At 76.3% G+C, this 22,628-nt stretch carries 19 protein-coding genes and 1 pseudogene; 9 read left to right on the forward strand and 11 right to left on the reverse strand.

Annotated features, from left to right (window positions below; genetic code table 11):
• Positions 1-19 precede the first annotated feature (19 nt).
• The 3 genes from ASF47_RS16290 to ASF47_RS16300 are packed head-to-tail and all read right to left on the reverse strand — an operon-like array spanning position 20 to position 2,579.
• The gene (locus ASF47_RS16290) at positions 20-805 is read right to left on the reverse strand and encodes an amino acid ABC transporter ATP-binding protein (RefSeq protein ID WP_235558780.1); all 786 of its coding nucleotides are present in this window, start codon (positions 803-805) and stop codon (positions 20-22) included.
• On the reverse strand, positions 802-1,680 hold the full coding sequence (locus ASF47_RS16295) for an amino acid ABC transporter permease (protein ID WP_056865031.1): 879 nt from the start codon (positions 1,678-1,680) through the stop codon (positions 802-804). The genes ASF47_RS16290 and ASF47_RS16295 overlap by 4 nt, the downstream gene beginning before the upstream one ends.
• A complete protein-coding gene (locus tag ASF47_RS16300; protein ID WP_056865286.1) occupies positions 1,677-2,579 on the reverse strand; it encodes an ABC transporter substrate-binding protein in 903 nt (300 codons plus the stop codon). The genes ASF47_RS16295 and ASF47_RS16300 overlap by 4 nt, the downstream gene beginning before the upstream one ends.
• 149 nt (positions 2,580-2,728) lie before the next feature.
• Here ASF47_RS16300 and ASF47_RS16305 point away from each other — a divergent pair, with 149 nt between their 5' ends.
• Together ASF47_RS16305 and ASF47_RS16310 are read left to right on the forward strand one after the other, a co-directional pair.
• The gene (locus tag ASF47_RS16305; protein ID WP_056865032.1) at positions 2,729-3,283 is read left to right on the forward strand and encodes a PadR family transcriptional regulator; all 555 of its coding nucleotides are present in this window, start codon (positions 2,729-2,731) and stop codon (positions 3,281-3,283) included.
• A complete protein-coding gene (locus ASF47_RS16310; RefSeq protein ID WP_056865033.1) occupies positions 3,280-5,334 on the forward strand; it encodes an FAD-dependent oxidoreductase in 2,055 nt (684 codons plus the stop codon). The genes ASF47_RS16305 and ASF47_RS16310 overlap by 4 nt, the downstream gene beginning before the upstream one ends.
• 543 nt (positions 5,335-5,877) lie before the next feature.
• On the opposite strand, the gene ASF47_RS16315 is transcribed toward ASF47_RS16310, so the two are convergent.
• Together ASF47_RS16315 and ASF47_RS16320 are read right to left on the reverse strand one after the other, a co-directional pair.
• Positions 5,878-6,411 carry a TetR/AcrR family transcriptional regulator gene (locus ASF47_RS16315; protein WP_200919166.1) on the reverse strand — a complete coding sequence of 178 codons (534 nt, stop codon included), beginning with the start codon at positions 6,409-6,411 and terminating at the stop codon, positions 5,878-5,880.
• Positions 6,412-6,776: 365 nt separating this feature from the next.
• Positions 6,777-7,655 carry an SDR family oxidoreductase gene (locus tag ASF47_RS16320; protein ID WP_235557712.1) on the reverse strand — a complete coding sequence of 293 codons (879 nt, stop codon included), beginning with the start codon at positions 7,653-7,655 and terminating at the stop codon, positions 6,777-6,779.
• Between the two features lie 337 nt (positions 7,656-7,992).
• On the opposite strand from ASF47_RS16320, the gene ASF47_RS16330 reads away from it, so the two are divergent.
• Together ASF47_RS16330 and ASF47_RS16335 are read left to right on the forward strand one after the other, a co-directional pair.
• Positions 7,993-9,138 (forward strand): MalY/PatB family protein, encoded by a 1,146-nt coding sequence (locus tag ASF47_RS16330; protein ID WP_056865035.1) that lies wholly within the window; start codon positions 7,993-7,995, stop codon positions 9,136-9,138.
• A 25-nt stretch (positions 9,139-9,163) separates the two neighbouring features.
• Positions 9,164-10,588: a UDP-glucose dehydrogenase family protein gene (locus ASF47_RS16335; protein ID WP_082500417.1), complete on the forward strand. Its 1,425-nt coding sequence runs from the start codon at positions 9,164-9,166 to the stop codon at positions 10,586-10,588.
• 24 nt (positions 10,589-10,612) lie between these two features.
• On the opposite strand, the gene ASF47_RS16340 is transcribed toward ASF47_RS16335, so the two are convergent.
• The 3 genes from ASF47_RS16340 to ASF47_RS16350 all read right to left on the reverse strand — a co-directional run bounded on the left by ASF47_RS16340 (position 10,613) and on the right by ASF47_RS16350 (position 14,293).
• Entirely contained in the window at positions 10,613-11,542 is a 930-nt protein-coding gene (locus ASF47_RS16340) for a hypothetical protein (protein WP_056865036.1), read from the reverse strand.
• Positions 11,539-12,705 carry a sulfotransferase family protein gene (locus tag ASF47_RS16345; RefSeq protein ID WP_056865037.1) on the reverse strand — a complete coding sequence of 389 codons (1,167 nt, stop codon included), beginning with the start codon at positions 12,703-12,705 and terminating at the stop codon, positions 11,539-11,541. The genes ASF47_RS16340 and ASF47_RS16345 overlap by 4 nt, the downstream gene beginning before the upstream one ends.
• A 109-nt stretch (positions 12,706-12,814) precedes the next feature.
• Positions 12,815-14,293: a family 1 glycosylhydrolase gene (locus ASF47_RS16350; protein WP_156697958.1), complete on the reverse strand. Its 1,479-nt coding sequence runs from the start codon at positions 14,291-14,293 to the stop codon at positions 12,815-12,817.
• Positions 14,294-14,309: 16 nt separating this feature from the next.
• Between ASF47_RS16350 and ASF47_RS16355 the strand changes: the two genes are divergently transcribed.
• Complete coding sequence (locus ASF47_RS16355; RefSeq protein ID WP_162242285.1) at positions 14,310-14,987, forward strand: pirin family protein; 678 nt, start codon at positions 14,310-14,312, stop codon at positions 14,985-14,987.
• 533 nt (positions 14,988-15,520) lie between these two features.
• Here the strand turns inward: ASF47_RS16355 and ASF47_RS16360 are convergent.
• Positions 15,521-16,432, reverse strand: a complete 912-nt coding sequence (locus tag ASF47_RS16360) for a diacylglycerol/lipid kinase family protein (RefSeq protein WP_056865040.1) — start codon at positions 16,430-16,432, stop codon at positions 15,521-15,523.
• A gap of 473 nt (positions 16,433-16,905) precedes the next feature.
• Here ASF47_RS16360 and ASF47_RS16365 point away from each other — a divergent pair, with 473 nt between their 5' ends.
• The 3 genes from ASF47_RS16365 to ASF47_RS22125 all read left to right on the forward strand — a co-directional run bounded on the left by ASF47_RS16365 (position 16,906) and on the right by ASF47_RS22125 (position 20,675).
• Complete coding sequence (locus tag ASF47_RS16365) at positions 16,906-18,036, forward strand: sigma-70 family RNA polymerase sigma factor (protein ID WP_082500419.1); 1,131 nt, start codon at positions 16,906-16,908, stop codon at positions 18,034-18,036.
• Positions 18,033-19,019, forward strand: a complete 987-nt coding sequence (locus ASF47_RS16370) for a hypothetical protein (RefSeq protein WP_056865041.1) — start codon at positions 18,033-18,035, stop codon at positions 19,017-19,019. Before ASF47_RS16365 ends, ASF47_RS16370 begins: the two co-directional genes overlap by 4 nt.
• A 297-nt stretch (positions 19,020-19,316) precedes the next feature.
• Positions 19,317-20,675 carry a LuxR family transcriptional regulator gene (locus ASF47_RS22125; protein WP_082500420.1) on the forward strand — a complete coding sequence of 453 codons (1,359 nt, stop codon included), beginning with the start codon at positions 19,317-19,319 and terminating at the stop codon, positions 20,673-20,675.
• Positions 20,676-20,709: 34 nt separating this feature from the next.
• On the opposite strand, the pseudogene ASF47_RS21720 reads toward ASF47_RS22125, so the two are convergent.
• Together ASF47_RS21720 and ASF47_RS21730 are read right to left on the reverse strand one after the other, a co-directional pair.
• A pseudogene (locus ASF47_RS21720) lies at positions 20,710-21,196 on the reverse strand (DUF2332 family protein).
• Complete coding sequence (locus tag ASF47_RS21730) at positions 21,133-21,822, reverse strand: DUF2332 family protein (protein WP_200919172.1); 690 nt, start codon at positions 21,820-21,822, stop codon at positions 21,133-21,135. The pseudogene ASF47_RS21720 and the gene ASF47_RS21730 overlap by 64 nt, the downstream one beginning before the upstream one ends.
• Before the next feature lie 186 nt (positions 21,823-22,008).
• Between ASF47_RS21730 and ASF47_RS16385 the strand changes: the two genes are divergently transcribed.
• The gene (locus ASF47_RS16385; protein WP_056865043.1) at positions 22,009-22,521 is read left to right on the forward strand and encodes an NfeD family protein; all 513 of its coding nucleotides are present in this window, start codon (positions 22,009-22,011) and stop codon (positions 22,519-22,521) included.
• Positions 22,522-22,628 lie beyond the last annotated feature (107 nt).

A 22,628-nucleotide genomic window follows, 5' to 3' on the forward strand; every position in this document is an offset into this window, starting at 1 on the left:
GGAGCGGGGAGCCTCCGGGTCAGCCGGGCAGGACGCGCCGCAGGAACTGGCGGGTGCGCTCCTCGCGGGGGTCGGCGAAGATCTCGGCGGGCGGGCCCTGCTCGAGGATGCGGCCCTCGTGGAGGAAGCAGACCGAGGTGGCGACCTCGCGGGCGAAGGCCATCTCGTGGGTGGCCAGCACCATGGTGGTGCCGGCCTCGGCCAGGTCGCGCACGATGGCGAGCACGTCGCCGACCAGCTCGGGGTCGAGCGCCGCGGTGATCTCGTCGAGCAGCAGCAGCGTCGGCTGCGTGCACAGCGCGCGCACGAGCGCGGCGCGCTGCTGCTGGCCGCCGGAGAGCTTGTCGGGGTGCTTGCCGGCGTGCTCGGAGAGCCCGAACTGCGCGAGCAGGTCGCGGGCGCGGGCCTCCGCCTCGGCCTGGCCGAGGCCGTGCACGCGGCGCGGGGCGAGGGTGCAGTTGTCGAGCACGGTGAGGTGGGGGAAGAGGTTGTAGGCCTGGAAGACCATGCCCATGCGCCGGCGCACCTCGCGCGGGTCGACGCGGGGGTCGGAGACCTCGCGGCCCTCGAAGACGATCGAGCCGTCGTCGACGTCCTCGAGCAGGTTGAGGCAGCGCAGCAGCGTCGACTTGCCCGACCCCGAGGAGCCGATCAGGCAGATGACGTCGTGGGGCTGCACACGCAGCGACACGTCGGCCAGCACGACGCGCTCGCCGTAGGACTTGCGCAGGCCGGTCGCCTCGAGCAGCGGCTCGACGCCGCCGCGCACGGCCCCGCCCACCGGGCCGGTCACAGGGTCGGTCACAGGGCACCGGTCCGCTCGCGACGGGCGTAGCGGCGACCGAGGGCGTCGGTGAGCCGGGCCAGCGGGATGGTGAGGGCGACGAAGAAAAGGGCCACGACGACGTAGGGGGTGTAGTTGAAGTTGTAGTTGGTGTAGTCGCGGGCCACGAAGACCGCCTCGAAGACACCGATCGTGGAGGCCAGGGCGGTGTCCTTCTGCAGCGAGACGAAGTCGTTGAGCAGCGGCGGCACGACGCGGCGCACGGCCTGCGGCACGACGACGAAGCGCATGGTCTGGGTGCGCGAGAGCGCCAGCGCCTCGGCCGAGGCGATCTGGCTGGGGTGGATCGACTCGATGCCCGAGCGGAAGACCTCGGCGACGTAGGCGCTGTAGGAGATGACCAGGGCCGTGGTGGCCCAGAAGAACGGGCTGGTCGGCAGGCCCTGCAGCTGCAGGCCCGGCATGCCGAAGCCCATCAGCAGCACGAGCAGCAGCGTGGGGATCCCGCGCACCACGTCGGTGTAGGCCACCGCGAGCAGTCGCAGCGGCGCCAGCACCGGTGCGCGGGCGCCGCGCGCCAGCGCGATGAGCAGCCCGAGCACCAGGATGATCGGCTCGGCGATCATGAACATCGCGACGTTGATGAGGAAGGCGTCGGCGATGTCGGGCAGCGAGGCGCGGGCGTGGAAGCCGTTGAAGAACGACTCGCGCACCCGCTCCCAGCCCGGCGAGGTCACCAGCAGCAGGCCCAGGCCGGCGAAGAAGACGACCAGCGCCGTGGTCGCGACGCCGATCGAGCGGCGCCGCAGGGCACGGCGTACGGCGCGCCGCTCGAGCTCGCGCTCGCTCGGGGTCCAGGTGGCGCCGCCCGCGGGAGCGCCGGTCGGGGACGTCACTGGAGCTGGGGGACGTCCACGACGTCGGAGAGCCAGCGCTGCTCGAGGTCGGCCAGGGTACCGTCGTCGTCCATCTGGGCCAGCGCGGCGTCGACGCAGGGCACGAGGTCGCTGCCCTTCTCGAAGAGCATCCCGAACTCCTCCTGCTCCCCGGTCTCGGGCTGGAACTGCCCGACGAGCACGCTGTCGGGGATCTCGACGGCGGAGATGTAGAAGGCGGTGGGCAGGTCGGCGAGCACGGCGTCGACCTGGTCGTTCTGCAGGGCCTGCTTGGCGGCGTTGGTGTCCTCGAAGACGACGGCGTCGGCCTCGGGCTGGATGACGTCGCGGATCGCGGTGAGCGAGGTGGTGCCGGTCTGCGCGCCGAGCCGCAGACCCTGCAGGTCCTCCAGGCTGGTGGCATCGGCGCCGGCGGTGCCCTCGAGGGCGATGACGGCCTGGGCGGCGGAGTAGTAGCCGGAGGAGAAGTCGACGACCTCGGCGCGGGCCGGGGTGATCGAGATCTGGTTGATGTCGAGGTCGAAGTCCTTGGGGCCCGGCTTGTAGCTGGAGTTGAAGGGCACCGTCTGCCAGGTGACCTCGTCGGCGCCGAAGCCCAGGCGGTCGGCGACCTCGTAGGCCACCGCCGACTCGAAGCCCTCGCCGTTGGTGGGGTCGTTGTCGGTGAACCACGGGTCGTAGGCCGGGGAGTCGGTGCCGACGGTCAGCGTGCCGTCGGAGACCAGGGTCGCGCCCGCGGCGCACTCGGCCGGGTCGAGGTCGGCGGCCGGCGTGGCCTGCGCCGAGGAGGTGTCGTCGCCGGACCCGCCTGCACTGCCGGACTCCTCGACCGGGGCGCAGGAGACGGCGAGCAGCACGAGGGGCAGGGACACGAGGGAGGCCGTCCGGCGCAGCAGCATGGACGAATCGTAGGTCGCGCCGGGCCGGTCGCGGTCACGACGGGTCCGCGCCGGGACGCCGGTCACGTCCCAGGGACGCGCCGGGGGTCCTCCGAGGGATGACGAGCCCCCTCTTGCAACTCGTTGCATAGGTGCGTCATCATGGCCGCATGGCCCTCGAGCACGCCCTCCTCGTCGCGCTGCGCGAGCAGCCCGCGGCCGGACTCGAGCTCGCCGGGCGCTTCAGCCGCTCGATCGGCTTCTTCTGGTCGGCCACCCACCAGCAGATCTACCGCGTGCTGGCCCGCATGGAGGCCGACGGCTGGGTCGAGGCCACCCCCGTGCCGCAGGCCGGGCGCCCCGACAAGAAGGAGTACGCCGTCACCGCGGCCGGGCGCGAGGCGCTCGCCGCGTGGCTGGCCACCCCCGTCGGCGCCGAGCCCATGCGCTCGGAGCTGGCCGTCAAGCTGCGCGGCGCCTCCTTCGGCGAGCGCGAGGCCGTGCTCGCCGTCGTGCGCGCCGACCTGGCCGACCACCACCTGCGCCTGGACCACTACCGCCAGCTGATGAAGCGCGACTACCCCGAGCCCGGCCGCCTCACCGGCCTGGCCCTCGACCAGTACCTCGTGCTGCGCGGCGGCGTGCTGCTCGAGGAGTTCTGGACCCAGTGGCTCGAGGAGTACCTCGACGCCCACACCCGCCCCACCACGGAGGACGACCGATGACCGCCCAGACCCCGCAGCCCGAGCAGCCCGAGCAGCCCCGGCACCCGCTGCTGCTCTCCCCGGTCACCCTCGGCGCGGGCGCCGACGCGCTCACGCTGCGCAACCGGATCGTCATGGGCTCCATGCACACCGGCCTGGAGGACAGCGCGCGGGACCTGCCGGCGCTCGCGGCGTACTTCCGGGAGCGTGCGCGCGGCGGCACGGGCCTCATCGTCACCGGCGGCTACGCCCCCAACCGGCGCGGCTGGCTCAAGCCCTTCGCCTCCGAGCTGACCTCGCGGCGCCAGGCCCGCAGCCACCACCAGGTCACCGGCGCGGTGCACGAGGAGGGCGGGGCGATCGCGCTGCAGGTGCTGCACGCGGGCCGCTACGGCTACCACCCCTTCAGCGCCTCCGCCTCGAGGCGCAAGTCGCCGATCACGCCCTTCACGCCCTCGGCGATGTCGACGCGCACCGTCGACCGCACCGCCTCCGACTTCGCCGACGCCGTCGGCCTGGCCCGCGAGGCGGGCTACGACGCCGTCGAGATCATGGGCTCCGAGGGCTACCTCATCAACCAGTTCCTCGCCGCGCGCACCAACGACCGCACCGACGCGTGGGGCGGCTCGGCGAGCAAGCGGATGCGCTTCCCGGTCGAGGTGGTGCGCCGCGCCCGCGAGGTCGTCGGCGACGACTTCCCCATCGTCTACCGCATCTCGCTGCTCGACCTGGTCGAGGACGGCCAGACCTGGGAGGAGACCGTCGAGCTGGCCCACCTGCTCGAGCAGGCCGGCGTCACCGTGCTCAACACCGGCATCGGCTGGCACGAGGCCCGCGTGCCCACGATCATCACGCAGGTGCCGCGCGGGGCGTGGCGCTCGATGACCGCCCGGCTCAAGGCGGCCGTGTCGGTGCCGGTCTGCGCCTCCAACCGGATCAACACCCCCGACCTGGCCGAGGCCGTGCTCGCCGCCGGCGAGGCCGACCTCGTCTCGATGGCCCGCCCGCTGCTGGCCGACCCCGAGTTCGCGCTCAAGACCGCCCAGGGCCGCGCCGACGAGATCAACACCTGCATCGCCTGCAACCAGGCCTGCCTCGACCACGCCTTCGGGAACCAGAAGGCCTCCTGCCTGGTCAACCCCCGCGCCGGGCGCGAGACCACCCTGGTGCTCACCCCCACCCGCCGCCGCGCCGGCGTCGCCGTCGTCGGCGCCGGCCCCGCCGGGCTGGCCACCGCCGTCTCCGCCGCCGAGCGCGGGCTGGCCGTCACCCTCTTCGAGGCCGGCCCCGAGCTGGGCGGACAGTTCCGCCTGGCCATGGCCGTGCCCGGCAAGGAGGACTTCGCCGAGACGCTGCGCTACTACCGCCGCCGCCTCGACGTGCTCGGCGTCGACGTGCGCCTCTCCACCCGCGCCGGGGTCGCCGACCTCGCCGGCTTCGACGAGGTCGTCGTCGCCACCGGCGTCACCCCGCGCGTGCCCGACCTCGAGGGCGTCGAGCACCCCAGCGTCGTGTCGTACGCCGACGTGCTCGCCGGTCGCGTCGTGCCCGGGCGCCGCGTCGCCGTCGTCGGCGCCGGCGGGATCGGTGTCGACGTGAGCGTCTGGCTCACCCACGACCCCAGCGAGGACCTCGACGACTGGCTGGCCCACTGGGGCGTCGGCGACCCCTCCCTGCACCGCGGCGGACTCACCGAGCGCAAGCCCCGCGAGCCGCAGCGCGAGGTCACCCTGCTGCAGCGCAAGACCACGATGATCGGCAAGGACCTCGGCAAGACCTCCGGCTGGGCCCACCGCGCCGTGCTCAAGCAGTCGGGGGTCACCCAGGTCGCCGGCGCCACCTACCACCGCGTCGACGACGCCGGCCTGCACTACTCCGTCGACGGCGTCGAGACCGTGCTCCCCGTCGACCACGTCGTCCTCTGCGCCGGCCAGGAGTCGGTGCGCGACCTCTACGACGACCTCGTCGCCGCCGGCGTCACCGCCCACCTCGTCGGCGGCGCCGACGTCGCCGCCGAGCTCGACGCCAAGCGCGCCATCGAGCAGGGGACCCGGGTGGCGGCGGGGCTCTGAGGCTGCTGCGGGTTTCACCAGCCGGCTGGTGAAACCCGCACTGGTCGGCCCGTGCGTGGGCCGACCAGTGCGGGTCCGGGCCGACAGGTGGGACGCAGGTGGCTGGTGGGACTCCGGCTCCTTCCCTCGCGCGGTCTCGCGCGGCGGTGGCCGGCGTGCGAGAAGTGGCGGCGAACGACAGGTCCACCGGCCTCGGGCTCGTCGCATGCCGCCACTCCAGCCCTCGGCACCGGTACGGCGCGGCGGGTTTCACCGGTCGGCTGGTGAAACCCGCGCCTGTCGGCCCAGACCCGCACGGGCCGACGGACCCGAGGGCTGCCGAGCAACACCGACGCGGGCCCGCGCGATCACCCGCCGCGGCGCTGAGGCCGGCGTCCGGGAAGTGGCGGCGAACGACAGGTGCACCGGCCTCGGGCTCGTCGTATGCCGCCACTTCAGCGCGGTCCCGGCGCGCCCCCGGTACGGCGCGGCGGGTTTCACCGGTCGGCTGGTGAAACCCGCACCTGTCGGCCCAGACCCGCACGGGCCAACGGGGTCGCGGGGTCAGCCGAGCAGGGCCGCGCGGGCGTGGGCGGACCAGAGGCCCACGTGCGGGTCGGTGGCGGCGGGCCGGTGGTCGAAGGCGTAGGTGAGCGCGACGCCGCGCATGCTGGTGTTGAGCAGCTCCCGCGTCGCGGCGTACGACGGGAGCGCCACGAGGTCGGCTCCGAGCATGCGATCGGTCGCGGCGCGCACCTGCTCGCCGACCGCGCGCTCGGCGGGGCGCAGCGCCTGCGCGAGGGCGGGGGTGTGACGTGCGGCGAGCCAGAGCTCGGTCGCGGCCCAGAAGTAGTCCTCGCGGTAGGTCGACCACAGCACCACGACGGCGGCGTCGATGCGCTCCCCGGGGTCGGCCGGCCACGTGGTCCGGGCGCCGAGGGCGGCGATGCGGGCCGTGGCGAGGTGGGCGACGGCGGCGACGAGCAGGTCGTCGCGGGACGGGTACTGGTGCAGCAGCCGCCCCCGCGACACCCCGGCCAGCTGCTGGATGCGCAGCGTCGAGGCTCCGGCGTAGCCGTGCTCGACCAGCGCCCGCACGGCCGCGTCGAGGACCTGCTGGCGGGTGACCAGGCTCGGACGGCGGGTGGCGCGCCCGACCGCCGATCCGCCAGCGCCGCCAGCGCCAGCAGCGCCGCCAGCGCCAGCAGCGCCACCCGCTCCAGCCGCGCCAGCAGCGCCACCCGCTCCAGCCGAGCCACGGAGACCGACCGCGTCCCCCGCGGAGCTCCCGCTGCCCCCGCGGGGACCCGCGCCGCCGCCGCTGCTGCCGGCCCCGCGGGGGGCCCCGGCGCTCCCGGACGAGCCCTCGCCGGTCCCGGTGCTCCTCGCGCTTGCGTCGCCGCTCCGGCGGCGACCCTCGCCGTCGTTCGGGCGGGGCCCCTCGATGCCGTCGCCGGCCACGCTCAGTCCAGCGGGTCGAGGAACAGGTCGGCCTCGAGGGGGCCGTCGCCGGGGCCGGCGCGGTAGCCCGAGAGGTCGGTGACGCCCTCCTCGGCGAGCACCTCGTCGTCGATGTAGAAGTGACCGGTGCAGGCGCGCGGGTCGCGGGCGAGGATCGCGTGGGCGGCGTCGGCGACGATCTCGGGGGTGCGCGAGCGGGCGACGGCCTCGTCGCCGCCGAGCAGGTTGCGCACGGCGGCGGTGGCGATCATGGTGCGCGGCCACAGCGAGTTGGCGGCGATGCCGCGGTCCTTGAGCTCCTCGGCGAGGCCGAGGGTCACCAGGCTCATCGAGTACTTCGCCATCGTGTAGGCGAGGTACTTCCCCGCCCACCGCGGGTCGAGGTCGAGCGGCGGCGAGAGCGTCAACACGTGGGCGTGGTCGGAGCGCTCGAGCCACGGCAGCGCGGTCTTCGACAGCAGGAACGTGCCGCGGGCGTTGATGGCCATCATCAGGTCGTACTTCTTCATCGCGATGTCGCTGGTCGACGACAGGTCGAGCGCGGAGGCGTTGTTGACCACGACGTCGATGCCGCCGAAGCGCTCGACGGCCTGGTCGACGGCCGACCGCACGTCCTCCTCCTTGCGTACGTCGCCGACCACCGCGAGGGCCTGCCCGCCGGCGGCCTCGATCTCGGCCGCTGCGGTGTGCACCGTGCCCTCCAGGCGCGGGTCGGGCTCGGCGGTCTTGGCCAGCATCACCACGTTGGCGCCGTCGCGGGCCGCGCGCAGCGCGATGGCCAGGCCGATGCCGCGGCTGCCGCCCGACATCAGCAGGGTGCGGCCGGCGAGCGGGGCGGCTCCTGCGGCGGCGGGGGACGCGGGGGTGGGGTCTGCGGGCACGGGGAGTCTCCTCGGGTCGGTGTCGGGCCACGGTAGGAGGCGAGGGCCATGACGGTCAACGCTGACTGTTATCGAGGGCGGCGTCCGCAGCACGCGAGGAGGGGTCCACCGGACGCGCGCCCCGCCCCGCCCTCACCGCTCCCACCGCCCGCCCCGCCCTCACCGCTCCCTCCGCCCGCTCCGCCCGCTCCGCCCGCTCCGCCCGCTCCGCCCGCTCCGCCCGCTCCGCCCGCTCCGCCCGCTCCGCCCGCTCCGCCCGCTCCCCCCGCTCCGGGCGCACCGGCCGCACCGGCGCCGCCGGCGGCAGACCGCCGGGCCCGGACGCTAGCGTCGGGGCATGATCCGCGACCTCACCGACGCCGAGGCGCGCGCAGCGCTGGTCAACAAGTGGGCCGTGCCCGACGACGTGCTGCCGGCCTGGGTGGCCGAGATGGACTACGCGGTGGCGCCGGCCATCACCCGCGCGCTGCACGAGGCGGTGGAGCGCGGCGTGACCGGCTACCCCGCGCTCGAGCACGACGGCGGCGCGCTCGGTGCGGCGTACGCCGGGTTCGCGCGGCGCCGCCACGGGTGGGAGGTCGACCCCGGGCTGGTGCTGCCGACCGTCGACGTCAGTGCCGGGGTGCGGCTGGTGCTCGACGCGCTGAGCGACCCCGGCCCCGTGGTGCTGCCGCTGCCGGCCTACGCACCCCAGCTGGACCTGCCCGGGGTGACCGGACGCGAGCGGTGGGACCTGCCGGTGACCCCCGACGGCGACGCCTACGCGCTCGACCTCGACCACCTCGAGCGGCTGCTGGAGCGCGGGGCGCGCACCCTGCTGCTGACCCAGCCGCACAACCCCTGCGGCCACGTGCCCACCCGTGCGGAGCTGGAGGCCGTGCGCGACCTGGTGGTGCGCCACGGGGCGCGGGTGGTCAGCGACGAGATCCACGCGCCGCTGGTGCTGCCCGGCGCCGAGCACGTGCCGTACCTCTCGCTGGAGGGCACCGCCGACCACGCCGTGGCCCTGGTGGCGGCGAGCAAGGCCTTCAACACCGCGGGACTGAAGTGCGCGCAGGTGGTGAGCGGCGACGCCGCCACCCACGCCCGGCTCACGGCGGTGCCGATGGTGCGCAACGACTCCTGGTCCTCCCTCGGCGTCGTGGCCTCCGTGGCGGCCTACACCGAGGGCGACGCGTGGCTCGACGCGCTGCTGGTGCGCCTCGACGAGCAGCGCACCCTGCTGGCCGACCTGCTGGCCGAGCACCTTCCGGCGGCGCGGATGCGGCCGCTGGAGGCGACCTACCTCGCCTGGCTCGACCTGCGGTCCTGCGGCCACGACGACCCGGCCGCGGTGGCCCTGGAGCGCGGGCGGGTGCGGCTGGCGCCCGGCCACGACTACCACCCCGGGCTGGCCGGTCACGCCCGGCTCAACGTCGCGACCAGCGCCACCCGGCTGTCGGAGATCGTTCGTCGCCTGGCCGTGGCGCTGTCACCTCGTTGATCCGCGGGGGCGTCTGACTGGGGCCATGACCCTCCCGGCGACGCCCGCGACCGACCGGCCGGCGGGCCGGCCCTCCCCCGCCACCGGCACCGGCACCGGCACCGGCACCGTCGAGCTGCCGCCCGAGTCGCGCCAGCGCCTCGTGGTGATCGGCTGCGGCTACCTCGGCGCCACCCACGCCGCCTGCATGGCCGAGCTGGGCCACGAGGTGCTCGGCGTCGAGGTCGACCCCGCGCGGCTGGCCTCACTGCAGGCCGGGCGGGTGCCCTTCCACGAGCCGGGCCTGGCCGAGCTGCTGGCGCGCCACGTGGCCTCGGGGCGGCTGCGGTTCACCGACTCCTACGCCGAGGCGGGGGCCTTCGGCGACGTCCACTTCGTCTGCGTCGGCACCCCGCAGCGCGGCGACAGCCTCGGCGCCGACACCTCCCACGTAGAGGCCGCGGTGGCGTCGCTGGCCCCCCACCTCGACCGGCCCGCCCTGGTCGTCGGCAAGTCCACGGTGCCGGTCGGCACGGCCGCCTCGCTGGCGGCCACCCTGGCCGCGCTCTGCCCGGCCCCCGACGACGTGGACCTGGCCTGGAGCCCGGAGTTCCTGCGCGAGGGCTTCGCGATCGCCGACACCCTGCGCCCCGACCGGGTCGTGGTCGGCGTCGCCTCCGAGCGGGCCGAGAAGCTGCTGCGCGAGCTCTACGCCCCGCAGGTCGACGCCGGCTGCCCGCTCGTGGTCACCGACCCCGCGACCGCCGAGCTGGTCAAGGTCGCCGCCAACGCGTTCCTGGCCACCAAGATCTCCTTCGTCAACGCCGTCAGCGAGGTCTGCGAGGCCGCCGGCGCCGACGTCGTCGACCTCGCCGAGGCCCTCGGCCACGACGCCCGCATCGGCCACCGCTTCCTGCGCGCCGGGATCGGCTTCGGGGGCGGCTGCCTGCCGAAGGACATCCGCGCCTTCGTCCACCGCGCCGGCGAGCTCGGGGTCGAGGACACCATGTCCTTCCTGCGCCAGGTCGACGCCATCAACCAGCGCCAGCGCCAGCGCGTGGTGCAGCTGTCCACCGCCCTGCTCGGCGGCAGCGTCACCCGCACCCGGATCGCGGTGTGGGGCGCGGCCTTCAAGCCCGACAGCGACGACGTGCGCGACTCACCGGCCCTCTCGATCGCCGGCAGGCTGCACCTGCGCGGCGCGACCGTCACCGTGCACGACCCCGCCGCGGGCGGCACGGCGCGCGCGGCGTACCCGACGCTGACCTACGCCGACTCCCCGCTCGAGGCCTGCCGCGACGCCGACCTGCTGCTGCACCTCACCGAGTGGAGCGACTACCGCGAGGTCGACGTGGCCGAGGTGGGCCGGGTCGTGCGGCGCAAGCAGCTGCTCGACGGGCGCAACGCCCTCGACGCCGCGCTGTGGCGCGAGCACGGGTTCACCGTGCGGGGGATGGGCCGCCGGCCCTGAGCGGCGGCAGCCGGACCCCTCGGCTCAGACGTTGAAGCGGCCGCGGCGCCGCACGAGCGGGCGGGGGGCCTGGGGGAGCCAGGTGCGGGTCACGTGGTCGATCACGTGCACGCCGGGGGGCGCCTCGATGCGGTGCAGGCCGAGCAGCTCCTCGCCGCGGCCCTCGCTCAGGGCGGTGAAGACCTCCCACTCGCGCCGCTTGCGGGGGGCGCGGGAGGAGTCGAAGTCGGTGGTCGAAGTCCAGTGGGTGAACTCGTCGCGGTCGAGCCACTTCAGCTCCACGACCATCCCCTCGGGGGCGATGATGCGGTCGGAGTCGTCGGGGAACTCGCGCACCTCCCACTCGAAGGCCTTTACGAACGTGAACTCCGGGCCCATCGGGTAGACCCACGGCTCCAGGAAGCGGTAGCCCAGGTCGAGCCAGGCCACCGAGTCGCTCTCGACGGTGAGCGGGTGGCGCGGCAGGGCGACCACGGCCCCCGACTCCTCCAGCTGCCACGACAGGTCGGCGAGCAGGGCGACGCCCTCGCGGGTGAGCACCATGTCGCCGTCCCACTTCATCGAGTAGGACGTGCGGACCTGGGAGAGCGACCAGTTGTAGAAGTGGGTCAGCGAGTGCACCGAGTCGGGCGGGGTGGCGAGGTGCTCGGTGCCGGCCCGGGCGACCTGGAAGGGGTAGTCGAGCACGGTGAGCCGCTCACCGGCGCCGAGCTCGTCGGCGATGCGGCGGGCCTCCTCGGCGGTGCCGTCGTCGGAGAGGTTGTCGACGACGATGACGTGCTGCACCGCCTCGAGCATCCCGGGCAGCACCCACGGCAAGTTGTGGGCCTCGTTGCGCATCCGGAAGACGCAGGTCAGCCCGGGGGTGAGCCGGCCCTGGCGCCACGGCCAGCGCACGTCGTAGGTCGGGTCGCCCTCCAGGCAGGGGATGTCGGCGCCGCGCACCGGGCTCATCGCGACCTGCCCGCGGCCTTGCGCAGGCCCCGGCGCACCGAGGGCGGCACCAGGGCGCGGACCGTGTGGGGCACCTTCTCGGCGCGCCCGCCGCCGGCGGCGCTCGAGGTCTGCGGGGGCGCGACCTTGGCCAGGGCCTCGCGGCGCGCGGCGAGCGCGGCCGACTCGGCGATGGCGGCCGACTCGTCGTAGAGGTCGGCGTAGGCGGCGCGCAGCTCGTCGAGCCGCTCGTGGGTCGCGGCGACGTCGCCGTCGTCGTCGGCGAGCCGGTCAAGGGCCAGCCACGACTCCTGGGCGATCTCGCGCAAGCGCCGCGGCACCTCGACGTCGTCCCAGGTCAGCTGCACGCGGCGCAGGTTGGGGTCGATGAACTGGTGCACCGCCCGGATGTCGTTGGCCGAGGCCGACTTCACCGCGTCGAGGTCGAAGCGCTGCCCGACGCCGAAGACCGGCACCGTCCAGTCCTGGAGCAGGTCGCCGTAGCGCACGAAGGCGCGCACCGAGCCGCGGGTGGAGCGCTCGGTGTGGAGCATCATGTTGACCCAGGCGGCGGTGCGGCTGATCTCGCCGAACTTCGAGGAGTAGTACTTCTGCTTGCTCCCCACGACCTCGGTCGGCGGGCGGAGCATGGTGACGTACGCCGGCGTCGCGTCGCAGCGCAGCGCGGCCGCGCGCCACAGGCCGAGGAACCACGCCATGCGCGGGTCCTTCACGACCAGCTCGGGACCGCCCTCGACGAACTGCTCCTCCAGCCAGGTGTGCAGCCGGGTGCGCAGCGGGCCGAAGGTGGCCAGCTTGCCCGACTCGAACCACGCCGAGGGCCGGCCGTCGGAGACCTGCACGTTGCAGCGCTTGAGCAGCTCGTCGTGGAAGTCGACGACCCACTGCGGCTCGCCGAAGCCCTTGGGGTTGGTCTCGTCGGCCACGACCTCGGGCTGGGGCACGTGCATGCCGAGCGCCTGAAGGGTGCCGGCCATGGTGCTCGTGCCGCTGCGGCCCGAGCCGACCACGAAGACGATCCGGCGGGGCACGGGCGGCGCGTCGGCCAGCGGGTCGGCCGTCGCCCCGTCCGGCGTGGCGGCCGTCGCGGCGGCGCCGGCGGGCGCCGCGGGGTCGGAGACGGGCTCGGGGGTGGGGGTGGACCCCGGGGTCTCGGACGACATGCGCGACAGCCTAACGACGCGTGGCCCCCGGCGGGGTCGTCGCGGGTCGTCGACGCGGGTCGTCGTCGCGGGTGCGCGGCGCGGGGGCCCGCCCGGACGCGGCGGCCGCTCAGCCCAGGGAGCGGGTCTGGGCACCGACGACGGCGGCCAGCCAGTGGTAGGCCGGGCGCGGCGTGCGCGCGCCGTCGACCGGGTCGACCGCCAGCAGGCCGACCGGGGCGAGCGGGCCGGCGGGCCCGGCGCCGGTCGCGGGCCCCGACCCCTGGTCGAGCAGCGGTCCGACGTGGAGGGCGCGGACGTCGACGCCGCGCTGCACCGCGGTGGCCACGGCCCGCAGGTGGCCCTCGAGGCGGCTCGTGCGGGGGTCGACGGGGGCGATGGGGCCGCCGGGGACGCCGGGGACGACCGGGGCCTCGGGGGTGCCCGCGTCGGCGGGGGTCGCGGGCTCGACGTACGGGGCGGGCGCGAGCGCGACCTGGAGCGGGGGGAGGGCGGCGCGGTAGCGGGCGCGGAACATGATCAGCCACTCGCGCAGGGCGTCGGGCACGACGGGGGTGCCGGCGTCGGTCTCGGGATAGCCGAGCAGCTCGCAGCGCTCGAAGGGCACCTCCGACTCCTCCCCCGCGATGCCGATCTTGAGCGGGCTGTCGTAGGTGACGCCGTAGAAGTCGAGGGGCTGGCGGATGGTGGCCAGGTCGCCGTCGCGCACGACCTCCTCGAGGAGGGGCTGCAGGTCGACGGGGTAGCGGCCCAGCAGCATCGGCTCGAGGAAGAGCGCGTTCCACAGGGCGTCGTGGAGCTTGGTGGCGGCGACGTCGGCGACGTCCTCGCTGGCGGGCCACATGGGTGCGTGGTGGTTGGCGCAGCCGATGCTCGGGCCGGTGGCCGCGCCGTCGGCCAGGGGGTCGGCCAGGGGGTCGGCCAGGGGGTCGGCCAGGGGGTCGGGGGCGGTGGCGGGGTCGGCGAGGGGGCCGCGGCTGCACGGCGGCGCGACCGGGGACCGCCCGCGGGCGGTGGCGCGCAGGGCGAGGACGGCCCGCCCGTGGGCGAGCAGCAGGTGGTGGGCCACGGGGAGGGCGTCGAAGGCGAGGCTGAGACCGGGCGCCGCGCGACCGGTCATGTGGCCCTCGACGAGCAGCCGCGCGGGCTGGTCCACCGGCACCCAGTGCTCGACGCGGTCGCCCCAGCGCTCACCGGCCAGGGCGGCGAGGTCGGCGAGGCGGTCGACGGTGCCGCGGTTGAGCCAGCCGCCGTCGGCCTGCAGCGGCTCGGGCAGCACGCCGTCGTGGAGGGTCACCGACGGTCGGATCCCGGCGGCGGCCAGGGCGTCGAGGAGGAGGTCGACGTGGCGGGCCTCGGCCTCCTCAAGGGGCCCCGCGCCGCTTGGCTGGAGCCGCGGCCACGAGAGCGCGACGCGGGCCGAGGTCACGCCGAGCCCGGCGAGCCGGCGTACGTCGGAGGCCGCGGTGGCGCAGTCGCGCGCCCCCGGGGCGCGGGTCAGCCCGAGCCCGTCGGCGTCCACGCCGACGGCGAAACCCGGGGGCAGCACGGGCAGGGACCCGTCGCCGGGCCGGTGGGGGGACGGCACGGGCACAATGATGCCCGTGAGCGTCGAGATCCGTCGGGGAACTGTCCGCTTCGTCAGCCGGGCCGCGGGGCGGGAGACGAAGCACGCCTTCGCCTTCGGCGAGCACTACGACCCCGAGCGGCTCTCGTTCGGCCCGATCGTGTGCCACGACGACCACCACCTGCGCGGCGGCACCGGCTTCGAGGCCCACCGCCACACCGACCTGGAGATCGTCACCTACGTCGTCAGCGGCGCGCTGGAGCACACCCACGCCGACCCCGACGGCGCAGGCGCGGCGGCGGAGCCGGTGCGCGTCGAGGCCGGGTCGCTGGCGCTGCTGAGCGCCGGCGCCGGCGTGAGCCACAGCGAGGTCGCCGTCAGCGGCGCGGGCCCGGTGCGCTTCGTGCAGGTGTGGCTGCGCCCCGACGAGCCCGGCGCGACCCCGTCGTACGCCGTGCACCCCGACGCCACCTCGCTCGAGGTGCCGGGTGTGGCCGGGGCACGGCTCGACGTCGTGCGGCTCGGCACGGGCGGGACCACGACCCTGCCCGAGGCCGCGCGGGTGCACGCCTTCGTGTCCCGGGGCGCGCTGGTGCGCTCCTCGCTGGCTGAGCCGGTGCAGGCCGGCGACGCCTTCCTCTTCGTCGACGAGCCGGCCCACGAGGTCACCGCCGCGGTGCCCACCGAGCTGCTGGTCTGGTCCTTCCGGTCCTGACCGGACCCGGTATCGCGGGTCGACTCCCGAAGAGCGCTCGATCGGACGCCAGGGCCACGGGTCGAGACGTCGCCGGGTTGATCGAACGTTCGTTCAACCCCAGGCGCCTCCCCGCGGCTCGGCGTGCCCCCTGGACCTGATGACTGGAGGGGGCCGGCAGCGTCCCCGGCGCCTGAGGACCGCGGGTCGATCGGCGACCTGCCCGATCTCCTGCGCAGCGTCCTGCCCCGAGACCAGGGGCCGCCACCCGCCGCCGACCCCCACCGACGGCCCGCGGCCCCTTGGCGCGAACGCATCCTGGGGTTGATCGAACGTTCGTTCAACCGCAGGCACGTCGCCGTCCGAGGGGCTTCTGAGCCCGCGCCGCGCCCGCCACCGGCGCCGGCGACTGCCGAGCGCGGACCGCCCGGGCAGAAGGGGCGACCAGGGTGACGGGGCCAGGGGGCGACCGGGCAGGCAGGTGAGGGCGGGCGGGGCGAGGCGGAGCGGGGCAAGGCGGGGTGAGGCGAGGTGAGGCGGGCCAGGCCGTCGTCTCAGCCGATGACGCGGAGCGCCCCGGGCCGTATCTCGACCACGGCAGGCACAGCAGGCGGACCGCCGAGCCCAGGAAGCTCCCCCAGGGCCTCGCCGTCGGCGCCGACCGGCACGCGGGAGTCCGCGGCGACCTCGACGCGTCGCCCGGTGAGCACCGTGACCTCGGGCAGCTCGACGTGGGAACCGCCGTAGATCCGCGGGAACCGCCGGATCAGCTCCAGGCGCGAGGCCGCCTCGACGACGACGACGTCGAGCAGCCCGTCGTCGACGCGGGCGGACGGCGCGATGCGCATGCCCTGGCCGTAGTAGCCGGAGTTGGCGACGACGACGGTGGCCGCGGCGTACTCCGCGACCGCGCCGTCGACGACGACGCGGAAGCGGCCGGGCTGGTAGGTCGCCAGGGCGCGGACGGCACCGAGGGGGTACTGCAGCGGCTTCGGCGTCCAGCGCATCCGGTCCACCAGCGCGGCAGCGCGGGCGTCGACACCGCTGTAGACCGAGCCGGCGACGAGGCGCTCGGGTGCGCCGGGGGCCTGCCACGAGAGCAGGTCGACGCGGCGCTCCGCCCCGTGGAGCAGCAGCTCGGCGACCTCCCCGGGCTCGGTGGGCAGACCGAGCATGCGGGCGAAGTCGTTGCCCCGACCCGCGGGCAGCAAGCCGAGGACGCCGCCCCCCGCGCAGACCTCACCGACCAGGTGGGACAGCGTGCCGTCGCCACCGACGGAGACGACGACGTCAGCGCGCTCGACGGCCCGGGCGACGAGCGCCGCCACCGCCCGCGGGCCCGAGGAGGAGACGACGTCGACCCGGGCGCCGGCCTCGCGCAGCTGCCGCGCGACCGGCAGGACCGCCTCGGGTGCAGCGCCGTCGCCCGAGGCGGGATTGACGAGGAACGTGAAGGATCGGGTCACGGGGGAAGCACTCCGGGGTCGAGGATGCCGGTCGGGTCGGGGTGTGGGCACAGGCCGCGCGGAGCACCGGGACTCCGCCGGGCCGACCTCCTGCGTCGACCTCCTGCGCCGGCCACGCCGCGTGGCCGGTGCCCACCGGGTGGTGGTGGGTGATCGTGCCACCCGCGGCCATGATGGCCCCGCACGCAGCGCTCCGGACGGCGCCCCACCGTGGCGCCGCCTCTTCCGCTGTCTCTGCCGCCGCCTCTGCCGCCGCCTCTGCCGCCGCCTCTGCCGCCGTCTCTGCCGCCGTCTCTGCCGCCGTCTCCGGGCCGGGTCGGCGCCCCCTCCCGGCCCGGTCACCGGGTCCCGTCGCCCGACGACCGACCCCACGGCGATGAGTCCGACCGTCGACGCCGGTCGGTGGGAGGGAGCAGACTGCCGGACGACAGGAGCGCACGATGACGGTGGCAACGGCGACGAGGGACCAGGCCATGACCGAGACAGCAACACCGGCGGAGACACCCGCGGCGACGTCCACAGCGGCGGCGACAGCGGCGGCGACAGCGGCGGCGACAGCGGCAGGGACTCCCCCGGCACCGGCCGCGGCGACGACGGGCGGCGCCGAGCTCGCCGACTTCCCCGCCCTCACCGAGCGCTACCAGCGCGAGCTGCTGGCACACTGCTACCGGATGAGCGGCTCCGTGCACGAGGCCGAGGACCTCGTGCAGGAGACCTTCCTGCGCGCCTGGCGCGCCTCGGCCGACTTCCAGGGCCGCTCGTCGGTGCGCACGTGGCTCTACCGGATCGCCACCAACGTCTGCCTGACCAACCTCGAGGGCCGACCCCGCCGTCCCCTGCCCGCCGGCCTCGGCACCTCCGACCAGCTGGCCGGCGACGCCCTGGAGGAGAACCACGAGATCGCCTGGCTCGAGCCCGTGCCCGACGCCGCCGTGGTCGTCGCCGAGCGCGACTCCATCCGGCTGGCCTTCGTGGCCGCGCTCCAGCACCTCCCGGCCCGGCAGCGGGCCGTGCTCATCCTGCGCGACGTGCTGCGCTGGTCGGCCGCGGAGGTCGCGGCCGCCCTCGACACCACGCCCGCGGCGGTCAACTCCGCCCTCCAGCGCGCCCACGCCCAGATGGCCCAGCGCGGCCTCACCGAGGACACCGTCGAGCAGGACCTCACCGGCGACCAGGAGCGGTTGCTCGAGGCCTACGTCGACGCCTTCTGGCGCAAGGACGTCGACCGCATCGTCGGCATGCTGCGCGCCGACGCGATCTGGGAGATGCCGCCCTTCACGGGGTGGTACGTCGGCGCCGACAACATCGGCGCCCTCATCGGCGGCCAGTGCCCCGGCGGCCACCACGACATGCCGATGCTGGCCACCGCCGCCAACGGCCAGCCCGCCTTCGGTCTCTACATGCGCACCCCCGCGGGCGACTTCGAGCCCTTCCACCTCCAGGTGGTCGAGCTCGACGCCGACCGCGTGCGCCACGTGCGGGCCTTCTTCGGTGTCGACTTCACCGCCTTCGGGCTGCCCGCGCGGCTGCCCGCGACCTACGAGCCCGGCGACCCCGCTCCAGCGGTCGACCCGGCCGTCGCCGCGCCGGCGAGCCACCGGTGACCTCGCAGCTCGACCGGGCGGTCGAGCTGCTGGAGCGCTCCCTGGCCCACACCCGGGTCGTCCTCCACGACCTGGAGGCGGCGCTGCCCTCGCGACCCGGGCTGCTGCGGGCGCCGACGCCGTGCACCGCGTGGGACCTCGAGGCGCTGCTCGCCCACCTCGCCGACTCCCTCGACGCCTTCACCGAGGCCGCCGGTGGTCGCGTGGAGATGGCCCGTCGGCCGGGTGCCGGCGGGTCGCAGGATCCCGGGGGGCCGGCGCAGACGTCCCCGCCGGGCGCACCGTGGTGCGATCCGACGGCCGACCCGGTCGGGCAGGTGCGTGACGTACGCCGACGGGCCGACCTCCTGCTGACCGCCTGGGTCGCCCGAGCGGACGCTGTGCGCTCGGGCGGCCGCGGTGGCGGGCGTCCCCCCTCCGGGCCGGCGGACGCCACGCACGGCGACCCGGCGCGCCCGGTGCGCCCGGTGCGCCCGGTGGAGTCAGTGGGCTCGACCGACACAGCGGGCTCGGTGGGCCCGGAGGGCACGGTCGTGGGCGGCGACCCGGAGGGCCCGGGCGACGGCGCCGAGGTGGTCGCGGTGGCCGACCGCTCCCTGGGCGTGGCGACCGTGGTGGCAGCGGCGGCGCTCGAGGTCGCCGTGCACGGCTGGGACGTCGCCCGAGCAGCGGGCCTCGACCGCACGCTGCCGGACGCCCTGGCCGCCGACCTGCTGCCGGTCGCGCGCGCGTGCGTCGGGCCGGCCGACCGCGGCCCGCGCTTCGCGCCCTCCCCCACCACCGGCAGCGCGCCCGTCGGCGGGCCCGTCAGCGGACCCGTCGGCGGACCCGGTGCGCGGCCCGTCGGCCGGCGTTCCGGCCCGGCCACCGCGACGCTCATGGCCCACCTGGGTCGTGACCTGACTGGACCGCTGCGGGAGGAGCCACGTCCCGGCGACACTAATCCCGGCGAACGCCCACCACCGGACCGTCGCGCTTCCTAACCTGTGCCCATGCAGGCCACCACGGCCGCCGCGACCGGCGGCCGGCACCTCGAGGACGCTCCGTCGACCGCACCCGCGCCGTCCGCACCCGCGCCGCCCGCGGTTGGGACCGCGTCGGTGGCCGGGACCACGCCCGTGGACGGCCCCGCGGCCGACACACCCGCCACCGCGGCCCGACCCGCGCTCGCCCGCCCGACGGGGACGGCGCGGACACCGCAGCACCGCCCGACCGCCCGCCACCCCGGGCCGGCCGACCTCGCCGCTGCGCTGAGCAGGGGCCTGCTCGGCGGCGGTCCCGTGGACCTGACCCCGCTCGAGGGTGCGCGCGACGGCCAGCTCGACGGCCAGCAGGGGCGGCGCCCGCTGGGCCGCCTCGGGTCCAGCGGATCCAGCGGGTCCGTGCAGGCCACCGAGCCCGCCTCCGACCGCGCCGCGACGACCGCGGGCCACGGCGCCCCCACCGCCGCCTGCACCTCGGCCACCTCCGCCGCCTCCGCCGCCTCCGCCGCCGCCGCCGCCTCCACCTCGGCCACCTCGGCCACCTCGGCCGCCTCCGCCGCCGCGGCGTCGACCGCTGCCCCCGTCTCCGACGACCCCGCCGACGCCGCCTCGCTGTCACTGACCCGGGCGGTCCACCTGCTGCGTGCGGGGCGGGTCGAGGAGACCCTCGCCGCCCTCGACGCGCTCACGGCCGACCCCGACCCACGGACCGACGGGGCCCGCGCCGGCCTGCCCGTGCACCTGGAGGTCGCTGCGCTGGCGACGGCCCTGGACGCCCACCTGTGCGCCGGCGACCTGGGCTCCGCGCTCGATGTCGGCCGGGCCCTCCGCGCCCTCGACACCAGCGCACCCCTGGGACCCGCCCCCACCAGCGCCGGCACCACCGACGTCGCGTCGACGTCCGGCGCCGCCCCGGGGGGTCTCATGGACCCCCACCCCGAGGCCGTGCGTCAGCACGCGCTCGCCGAGCTGTGCGCCGCCTCCGGCGACCACGCCGGGGCGGTGGAGCACGCGAGCGCCGCCGGCCGGCTCGCCCCCGACGCCGCACCCGCCGACCTGCCCTGGCGCGCCTCGCTGGCGATGGCCCTGGCCCGCGCCGGGCGCCGCGGCGAGGCCGAGGCGCTGGTGGGCGACCACCTCGCCGCGGCCGACCGGGCGGGGTCGACGTACGCCCGGGCCGGGGCGCTGCGCACGCGGGCGAGCCTGCTCGCCGGCCCCGAGCGCACGGCCCGCCTCGAGGAGGCGCGCGCGCTGCTGACCGGTCGACCCGACCTCGCACGGCTCGCCGCCCAGGTCGACGTCGACCTGGCCGGGGTGCTGGCCCTGACCCCGGGCGGTGCCCCGCGCGCGGTCGCGCTGCTGCGCACCGCCGAGGCCTTCGCGAGCACCCACGGTCTCTGGCCCCTGCACGGCCGGGTCCGCCGCCTGCTCGAGCACCTCGGGGAGTCGCCACGGCGCATCGCCGCCGAGGTGCTGGCCCCGCTGGGCGCCCGGGAGCGGCGGGTGGCGGGCCTGGCGATGGCCGGCTCCACCAACCGCCAGGTGGCCGAGGAGCTCGGGGTCACGGTCAAGGCGGTCGAGTGGCACCTCTCGCGGGTCTACCGCAAGCTCGGGGTCACCTCACGCACCGGCCTGCGGGCGCTGCTCGAGGGCTGACCGCGCGACCCGCGGCCCCACGGGTGGGCGCCGGTCAGGCGCCCGGCCCTCCCGGCGGCGCGCACCACTCGAGGCTGCGGCCGTGGCCGTGGGTCCAGGCCAGGGCCTGCCCGTCGAGGCCGAGCACGAAGGTCTGTCGCCCCGGTGGCAGCTCGGGACCGGTGGCGGTGACCTCCGGCAGCACGCCGCGGCCCTCGTTGCTGACCCAGCGGCAGGCCCCCGACCCGACGAGCTCGCGCATCATCGCCACGAAGCGGCGCCGGTCGTCCTCGGCGAGGTAGGCCACGACCGCGCTGTGCACCACGACCACCTGCGCCTCGCCGCCGACCTCCTCCACCAGGGCGGGGAGGTCGGTGAGCAGGTCACCCCGGCGTACGTCGGGCGGCTCGGCCCGGGCCACCTCGACGGCGCGGGCCAGCAGCTCGGCGGTCGTCGTGCTCGGGCCAGACCAGCGTGGTCAGCCACGCCACGGTGTCGGGGTCGGCCGCGTCGAGCGGGTTGAGGTCGAGGCCGCCCGCCACACCACCGGCGGCAGCGGGCCGGTCAGCAGCCCGCGCAGGCCCCCGTCGAGGCCCGCGTCGGGGCCAGCGTCGAGGCCCCCGCGCCCGGCTCCACCGGGCGCGCCCGGGTCGAGGGCGCAGGTGAGCAGGGGCGAGCCCGGGTCGCCCACGGTGACGCCGGGCTCGCCGGGCTCGCCGTGCGACCGGGCGCCTCCCGTCAGGTCCCAGCGGTAGCGCCACCGGTCGGGGTAGAGGCACAGCCCGGCGCTGGCGCCCACCTCGAGCAGGGCCAGCGGGCGGTCGTCGCCGCGGGTCGCCGCCACGAGGGCGGGGCGCAGCGCGGCCAGGCGGCGCACCTCGTTGGTCTGCGTGGTGCGCGACAGGATCGTGGCGCGCACGGCGCCCCCGTCGGCGAGCAGCGCGTCGCGCAGCGCGGAGTAGGGCCCCGGAGCCGGCACACCGTGCCAGCGGGCAGCGGCCAGCACCAGGTTGGGCTGGCGTCGGGCGTCGGGCAGCGCCCCGATCCAGGCCAGCACCTCGGGGTCGTCGGCCACGTGGCGCGCCCAGTCGGCGAAGCAGGCGGAGTCGCCGTCGGCGTAGGCCGCGAAGTCGACGTACCGCGCGGCGAGGTCACCCCACATCTCCATGCCCCGATCGTCCCCCACCGCCGCCCAGCACCACCTCCCGCCACCACCCGCCAGCTCCCACCACCACCGCCGGGCCCGGTCGGGGCCGGACGGACAGGGGCGGGGCCTCCCGGTGTTTCGCGCGCCGGGGCGCCGGACATGCTGAGGCCCAGCGCCCCACCCCGGGGCGCGGACGGGAGCGCAGCGGTGACGGTCTACCTGGTGGTCGGGCTCGTCGGCCTGCTCGTGCTCGCGGTCTCGCTGCTGCTCGGCGACGCCCTCGACGGGCTCCTCGACGGCGCGGTCGACGCTCTCGGCGACGCCTTCTCCACCGCGGTGCTCGGCGCCTTCCTCGCCGCCCTCGGCTTCGGCGGCGCGATCGCGGAGGCCCTCGACGCACCGCTGCTCGTCTCGCTGCCGGTCGGCGTGGCCTCGGGCGTGGTCTTCGGGTGGTTCGCCTCCTGGCTGACCCGGCTGGTGCGCGACGGCGGCAGCGACGCCACCCTCACCACCGACGACACCCGGGGCCGCGACGGGCGGGTGGTCACCGGCATCCCCGCCGACGGGTTCGGGGTCGTCGACGTCCTGGTCGGGGGGCACACGATGCGCCTCAACGCCCGCGCCGAGGAGCCGCTCGGCCCCGGCACCCCGGTGCACGTCACCAGCGTCCTCTCCCCCACCGCGGTCACCGTCGCCCCGCTGTGGCCCGAGGTCCGCTGACCCGTCCGCGGCACCCCTCCCCCCGGCTCCACCACCCCACGCCGCACCACCCCCACGCCGCACCACCCCCACGCCGCACCACCCCCACGCCGCACCACCCCCACGCC

The organism is Nocardioides sp. Leaf285 (genome assembly GCF_001422955.1).
GTDB lineage: Bacteria > Actinomycetota > Actinomycetes > Propionibacteriales > Nocardioidaceae > Nocardioides > Nocardioides kribbensis.